The sequence below is a fragment of the Ralstonia sp. RL genome (assembly GCF_001683835.1).
GTDB lineage: Bacteria > Pseudomonadota > Gammaproteobacteria > Burkholderiales > Burkholderiaceae > Ralstonia > Ralstonia mannitolilytica.
The window spans coordinates 1-5,303 of the sequence record NZ_LWRX01000103.1; the positions used below are offsets into that span (position 1 = coordinate 1).

The following is a 5,303-nucleotide window of genomic DNA, read 5'->3' on the forward strand; positions in this document are numbered from 1 at the left end:
CCCTTCCGAGCCGAGCACGATTTCGCGCAGGTCGCAGCCGGCGGCGGAAGCCGGGAAGCTGGGGATGGTCAGCGCGCCGCTGGGCGTTTCGACCTTGCCGCCGGCGAACAGCTGTTCGATGCGGCCGTAGCGCAGCGATTGCTGGCCCGACGAGCGGGTCACGACCCAGCCGCCGAGCGTCGAGTATTCGAAGGATTGCGGAAAGTGGCCGAGCGTGTAGCCGTGCGCGCGCAATTGCGCTTCCAGGTCGGGCCCGGCCACGCCGGCGCCGAAGGTCGCCAGCTGCGCGCAGCGGTCGAGGTCCAGCAGGCGGCTCATCCGCGCCAGGCTGATGGTGAGCACCGGCTGCTCGGTCTGCGGCGCGCTCAGGTGGCCGACCACGCTGGTGCCGCCGCCGTACGGAATGACGAGCGCGCCGCTCTGCCTGGCGTAGGCGAGCAACTCGCGCACCTGTTCGCTGCTTTCGGGGAAGGCGACGCCATCCGGCACGCGATGGATTTTTCCGTAGCGCAATTTCAACCAGTCGGGCAGACTTTGCCCGAGCGCATGGCGCACGCGCACTTCGGGCGAGGTGTCGATGCCGCGGTGCGGCGTCAGGCGGCTTGGCGCGATCGCCCCGCACACCTGCGCCAGCGTGGCGTCGGCCGGCGGCGTGCCGGGGCCGACCCGGGTATGCAGAAAGGCGAGCATGTCTTCATTGAGGGGAAACTCGATGGTGTCGTCTCCCCAACCGTTCCAGCGTCTCATCTTGAAATCCTTACTTGTTATACTGCATCGATATTTGCCAAAATCTTAACGAGCGGCTTTTGCCGTGTATTGCGCATTCATGACAGTTCACTTGTCCGATCATGCCAACGCCCCCTTCCGCTGCTAGCCGCTTTGGCGGCCGCGTCGCCGGCCCCTATCTGCAACCGTTGATCGAGGCGGCGGCGGCGCGCGGCGTGAGCGAACGCGCGCTGGAGCAGGCGGCGGGCTTGCCGTCAGGAACGCTCTCGCCGCTGCCGGAATCGCTGGCCGCGGCCGACTATGTGCGGCTGCTCGATGTGGGCGCGCAACTGGCGCACGATCCGCACTTCGGCCTGCACGTGGGCGAGCGGGTCAAGCTGGGCACCTACAACGTGTACGGCCTGATCCTCTTGAGCTGCCGCGATTTCGGGCAGGCATTGCAGCAGACCATGCGCTTCGAGGCGCTGGCGCACGACCTCGGGCGTTCCGCGCTGTCGGTCGATGGCGCTCTCGCCGAGTACCGCTGGCACAGCGCCTTTCCGCGCGCCTCGCGCCATCTGGCCGAGAGCGTGTTTACCGGCATCCGCGTGTTCGGCGGCTGGCTGGCCGGGCGCGCGTTGCCGCATGTGCATGTTGCATTCGCCCATGCGGCGCCGGACGACCTCGGCGAATACGAGCGCATCTTCGGCCCCGACGTGCACTTCGGCGCCCCCGCGCATGCGGCGCGTTTCGATGCGGCGCTGCTGTCCTGGCCGGTGCCGAATGCCGACGTGAGCCTGTATCCCGTGCTGCGGCAGCATGCGGAACGCTTGCTCAAGGAAAAGCAGCGGGCGGAACAGGAAGGCGGCATCGTCGCGCAGGTGCGCGCGGCGATCGTGAAGAACCTGGAGCAGGACCGCGCGCGCCTGCCGCTGATCGCGCAGGAACTCAACATCACGCCGCGCACGCTGCAGCGCAAGCTGAACGACTCCGGCATCGGCTACCAGCAACTGCTGGACGAAACCCGGCGCGAACTGGCGCTGGAATACCTGAAACAAAGGAATCTCAGCATCGCCGAAATCGCCTTCCTGCTCGGCTATCAGGAACAGAGCTCGTTCAATCACGCCTTCAAGGACTGGACCGGCATGAACCCCGGCGCCTACCGGGAGCAGGCCGGGCGTTGAACGTGCGGCATCGCCCGTAGGATGCGGCCGGAGGAGTGCCCCGTCGCGATTTGCGCCAGCGCAGGAACGGCGCAGGCGATCGGAACCGGCCCTACCGCGCCCAGTCCCACGCGATATCCATTCAACGAGAAGCGTGGCACGTTTCCGTTCATCTCGCACGCAGAAGCGGAAACGCTGGAGAGCTCATGAGCACAGCGCACCGCATCCTCCTGGTCGACGACAATCCGGAGCTTCGCCTGCTGGTCGAGCGCGAATTGCAGCGGGAATTGCAGCGGGAATTCGGCGCGCTGCAAGCGCGGCATATCGCCGATGCGCACGGCCTGGCCGGTGCGCTGGCCGCCGGCGCCGACGCCGCCGTCGTCGATGCGCGGATGCACTGGTCGAGCGGGCTGGATGTCTTGCGGACGATCAAGAACCGCCGTCCGGATTGCGCCGTCATCATGTTCGCGACAGATGGCGGCACCGCGTTCGCCGTCGACGCCATGAAGGCGGGCGCCGACGATTTCGTCATCAGGCCGGCCTCATGCGCCGACGGCCTGCCGCAGCTGCGGCGCGCGCTGCGCGACTGCCTGGCGCGCAGCCACCGGCGCCAATCCTTGCGCGCCGCGTCCGACAGCAGCGCACGCAAGGCGGCCGAGGCGGAAGCCGAAAGAAAGGCGCGCCTGCTGGCCGAGGCGCAGCGCGTGGCGTGCATCGGCAGCTGGGAGCTCGATCTCGGCAGTAACGTGCTCACCTGGTCGGACGAGCATTACCGCATCCTCGGCCTGGAACCGGGCGCCATCCGCCCCAGCTACGAGCAGGGCCTGGAATTCGTGCATCCGGAAGACGCGGCATTCGTGCGCGGCACGGTTGCCGCCGCTGTCGCCGCGATGGGCAGTTTCGACATCGAATGCCGCGTGGTCCGCGCCGATGGGCGCGAACGCAACGTGCGCTCGTGCGGCGAGGTGGTGCCCGGGGACGACGGCCGGCCGGCGCGCCTGATCGGCATCCTGCAGGACATCACCGGGCACAAGCAGTACGAAACGGCCCTGCAGCGCAGCGAGCAGCAGCTGCGCCGCGTGCTGGCCGAACGGCGCCAGCTGTCGCAGGACCTGCATGACAACATCCTGCAGACCGTATGCGCCGTCAGTTTCAGCCTGGAGCACAGCCAGCGCCTGATTGCGGAAGGCCAGGCGCACAGCGCGGCGCGCGAGCTGTCGTGGGAGATCGCCTCGCTGAAAAACATCATGCGCGACATCCGCCACTTCATCCATGGGCAGGAGCCGCTGCTGCTGAGCGCCTCGCAGCTGCAGGCCGAGCTGGCCGAGCTGGCGCGCATGATCGAAACCAGGGAGCCGGGCCGCTTTGCCATCGACGTCGATCCGGCGGCGGCGGCGCAGCTGATGCCGGACGAGGCGCGCCAGGTGCTCAGCATCGCGCGCGAAGCGATGAGCAACAGCGCGCGCCACGCCCACGCGACCTGCGGCGTCATCTCCCTGCGCACCCAGGACGAGAGCATCCGCTTCGAGCTGCGCGACGACGGCGTCGGCTTCGACGTGCAACACATCGCGCATCGCGGCGAAGGGCTGAAGAACATCGCCGCGCGCGCGCGGCAGATCGGCGCCCAGATCGAAGTGCTGTCCCAGCCCGGCCACGGCACGCGCGTCGTGCTCGACCTGCCGCTGTTGACGCGCGGCCGGCGGCATGGGCGCGACCGCCGGCGCAACGACTGAAACCTGGCGCCGGGCACGCTGCAGCTGGCGCTGTCGTGGCCGCCGGACGAGCTGCTGCCGGTCAAGCGCCTGCAGCAGATCATGAGCAGCGTCGCGCGCCGCCGGCCGGACATGCTCACGCAGGACGGCTGCTTCGACACCAACGAGCCGAACTTCATCCGCCAGATCATCCGCCGCGCGGTCGACTGGGGCCGGCTGAATCCGCGCGAAATCATCGCCACCAATTCCTGCACCGAGGCGATGTCGCTGGCCTTGCGCGCGGTGGCCAGGCCGGGCGACACGATCGCGATCGAATCGCCGACCTATTTCGTGCTGCTGCAGCTCATCGAGAGCATGGGCATGAAGGCGCTGGAAATCCCGACCGATCCCAAGACCGGGCTGTCGGTCGACGCGCTGGAACTGGCGATCCGCGAGGGCCTGGTGCAGGCCTGCCTGCTGGTGCCGAACGCGAACAATCCGCTCGGCTGCATCATGCCCGAGGAAAACAAGAAGCGCCTGGCGGCCTTGATGACGCGGTACGGCATCCCGCTGATCGAGGACGACGTGTACGGCGACCTGTGCTTTTCCGCCGAGCGGCCATGGCCGGTCAAGGCCTACGACGACAGCGGCCATGTGCTGCTGTGCTCGTCGTTTTCGAAGGTGGTGAGCCCGTCGGCGCGGGTCGGCTACATCGTCGCCGGCCGCTATGCGCAGCAGGTCGCGCTGCTCAAGAACGTCGCCTCCGGCGGCACCAACCACTACTTCCAGGCGGTGCTGGCCGATTTCGTCGGCAGCAGCAGCTACGACAGCCAGGTGCGCAAGATGCGGCGCGCGATGACCCAGCGCATCGCGCGCATGTCGGACGCGGTGTCGGAATTCTTCCCGCCCGCCTGCTCGGTCGCCGAGCCGCAGGGCGGATTCGTGCGGTGGGTGCAGCTGCCGGAACAAGTCGACGCGTTGCGGCTGCACGAGCGCGCCATCGCCCACCGCATCGCGTTCATGCCGGGGCCGCTGTTCTCCGCCTCCGGCAAGTTCGGCAACTGCCTGCGCCTTAACTGCGGCAACGAATGGAGCGCCGAGATCGAAGGCGCGGTCAAAACCCTGGGCATGCTGGTGCACGAGTATCTGGACCGATGAGCTGGCCCGCCGTCCTCAGCGCGGGCGGCCGAGTTCCATCACCCAGTACTGCTGGTAGGCGGACGCATCGTTGCGGGCGCAGGCGACGCCGATCTCGCTGTAGTTGCCGTTCATGATGTTGGCGCAGTGGCCGGGGCTCTGCAGCCAGCCGTCCATCACCTGCGCCACCGTCCCCTGCCCGGCCGCGATGTTTTCCGCCGCCGCGCTCCAGGCATAGCCGGCATTGGTGATGCGCTGGCTGAAGGTGCGGCCGTCCTGGCTCGTGTGCGAAAAATAATTGTTGGCCGCCATGTCCTGCGCATGGCCGGCGGCGGCGTCGAACAGCTTGCCGTTCCATGCCAGGGGCGCCGCCGCGCTGTAATAGGTGCTGCCGCAGGTGCGACCGACGGCGCGCGCCTGGTTGACGCGGTCGAGCACTTCCTGCTGAAAGTTGGCGAGGCCGCAGGTCTTGTCGGCTGGGAGCGCGGCTGTCGGACTCGGAGCCGGAGCCGGAGCCGGCGCTGGTGCTGGCGCTGGCGCTGGTGCTGGCGCTGGCGCTGGTGCTGGTGCTGGTGCTGGTGCTGGTGCTGGTGCTGGTGCTGGGGCT

5 protein-coding genes are annotated in these 5,303 nt (G+C 68.3%); 3 read left to right on the forward strand and 2 right to left on the reverse strand.

From position 1 onward, the window contains the following. Nucleotides 1-747 (reverse strand): FAD-binding oxidoreductase (locus A6M56_RS10045; RefSeq protein ID WP_286758094.1); only part of this gene is annotated, 747 nt, incomplete at its 3' end. 101 nt (nucleotides 748-848) lie between these two features. Between A6M56_RS10045 and A6M56_RS10050 the strand changes: the two genes are divergently transcribed. The 3 genes from A6M56_RS10050 (at nucleotide 849) to A6M56_RS10060 (ending at nucleotide 4,717) form a co-directional block, all read left to right on the forward strand. Continuing rightward, nucleotides 849-1,889 (forward strand): AraC family transcriptional regulator, encoded by a 1,041-nt coding sequence (locus tag A6M56_RS10050; protein WP_286758095.1) that lies wholly within the window; start codon nucleotides 849-851, stop codon nucleotides 1,887-1,889. Between the two features lie 185 nt (nucleotides 1,890-2,074). After that, entirely contained in the window at nucleotides 2,075-3,601 is a 1,527-nt protein-coding gene (locus A6M56_RS10055; RefSeq protein WP_286758096.1) for a hybrid sensor histidine kinase/response regulator, read from the forward strand. Between the two features lie 81 nt (nucleotides 3,602-3,682). After that, nucleotides 3,683-4,717: an aminotransferase-like domain-containing protein gene (locus A6M56_RS10060; RefSeq protein ID WP_286758097.1), complete on the forward strand. Its 1,035-nt coding sequence runs from the start codon at nucleotides 3,683-3,685 to the stop codon at nucleotides 4,715-4,717. A gap of 15 nt (nucleotides 4,718-4,732) precedes the next feature. Here A6M56_RS10060 and A6M56_RS10065 read toward each other — a convergent pair whose 3' ends face one another. Then, on the reverse strand, nucleotides 4,733-5,134 hold the full coding sequence (locus A6M56_RS10065) for a CAP domain-containing protein (RefSeq protein ID WP_286758098.1): 402 nt from the start codon (nucleotides 5,132-5,134) through the stop codon (nucleotides 4,733-4,735). Nucleotides 5,135-5,303: the final 169 nt, after the last annotated feature.

Bases quoted from the DNA above. Each gene is read 5' to 3' on its own strand.
- A6M56_RS10060 (WP_286758097.1), top strand. From the start codon at position 3,683: ATGAGCAGCGTCGCGCGCCGCCGGCCGGACATGCTCACGCAGGACGGC.
- A6M56_RS10055 (WP_286758096.1), top strand. From the start codon at position 2,075: ATGAGCACAGCGCACCGCATCCTCCTGGTCGACGACAATCCGGAGCTT.
- A6M56_RS10050 (WP_286758095.1), top strand. From the start codon at position 849: ATGCCAACGCCCCCTTCCGCTGCTAGCCGCTTTGGCGGCCGCGTCGCC.